The organism is Psychrobacter piscatorii, from assembly GCF_904846415.1.
Lineage (GTDB): Bacteria > Pseudomonadota > Gammaproteobacteria > Pseudomonadales > Moraxellaceae > Psychrobacter > Psychrobacter piscatorii.
Window position 1 is genome coordinate 1 of sequence record NZ_CAJHAR010000079.1, and the last position, 1,300, is coordinate 1,300.

The 1,300-nt window shown below is 38.5% G+C and carries 2 protein-coding genes; both read left to right on the forward strand.

Features of this window, described 5'->3' with window-relative positions; genetic code table 11:
- Nucleotides 1-131: 131 nt before the first annotated feature.
- Nucleotides 132-806 carry a hypothetical protein gene (locus JMX83_RS14885; RefSeq protein ID WP_201603360.1) on the forward strand — a complete coding sequence of 225 codons (675 nt, stop codon included), beginning with the start codon at nucleotides 132-134 and terminating at the stop codon, nucleotides 804-806.
- Between the two features lie 50 nt (nucleotides 807-856).
- Nucleotides 857-1,300 (forward strand): DUF1810 domain-containing protein (locus JMX83_RS14890; RefSeq protein ID WP_201603363.1); only part of this gene is annotated, 444 nt, incomplete at its 3' end.

Sequence of the window (1,300 nt, forward strand, 5' to 3'; positions counted from 1 at the left end):
TGGTGAGTATGTCGCAATTGTCCGTTGTCATTGAACCATTAGAGCTAAAGGCAGTTATTCTTGAGCGCCTAGAAAGTGGTATGCAGCTTTATAACAGTAATTAACGATTTCACTTTAAAAAGGAGCCGAGTATGACAGCAAATAGTATTTTTGAAGATAAGCAGACTATAAAGAACAACATTAGAAAAGAATATAATGATGAGCTTCAGATAGAGCCCATACCTTTAGCTACTTTATATACGCCGCAAGTAGATCATTATCGCTTGTCTGAGGTTGGGTTTATCGTTATCGAAGATGGCTGGGATGAGCAGTCACTGCTAAATCTACAACAGCAAGTCGGTTGCACATTGTTTGCGCTACAAACCTCAGATAAGCATATTGATAGATTCGAAGTAATAGACGGAATCATTAGTTGCAAAGCGGATGAAGTCGGGCAGGTAATAACCGTATTTGAATCAGTACTATCTGACCGGGATAAGGTTGGTATAGATGTTAATGATATCAAAAGATCCTGCGGGTCTGAAAAGATTGCTAAATTTATGCAAGCTAGGGTAACGGGCATACCAGATTCAGAACAAATAAAGAGTACAGTTAATCATCTGCTCAATCAAATTCCTGAAGGTCTTAGTATCCAGTATACGATGCTTGATATTGAAAGCGATCATAAACTATCTCTTGATGAGTTCTTTAGTATCACAACTGCTGTTGAAAGTCGAACTGTCGATGATTCAGAAATGTTTTATGGTAATAGGATGATTGATAAACCTGACCATTGCTGGATGGGGGCGATATATGTAGCAGGCTAGCGTGGCAAATAGGCAAACGCTCATTAATTGAATCGCAAGGAGTGCAGAAAATGACAACGACAGATAAAAATTTGTTTGATGATTTTATCCAAGCTCAAGATGCTATCTATTTACAAGTGATTGAAGAGCTAACCGAAGGTCATAAGCGCACGCATTGGATGTGGTTTATTTTTCCACAAGTGAAAGGGTTAGGGCATAGTGTAAGAGCTCGACGATTTGCAATAAACAGTTTGGAGCAAGCGAAAGCGTATTTACAGCATAAGGTGCTTGGAGTGCGGTTAATAGAGTGTGCTGAATTATTACTATTGCATCCTGATAAAAGTGCTTTAGATATCTTTGGTTCACCGGACAATCTGAAGCTGCAATCTTCGCTAACGTTATTTACCTTAGCATCCCCTAATAGAAAATGTGTTTTTAACGAGCTTTTGGATCAGTATTTTGAAGGCAGTTACGATATAAACACTATCAAGATGCTAAAGCAAATCAATGACCAG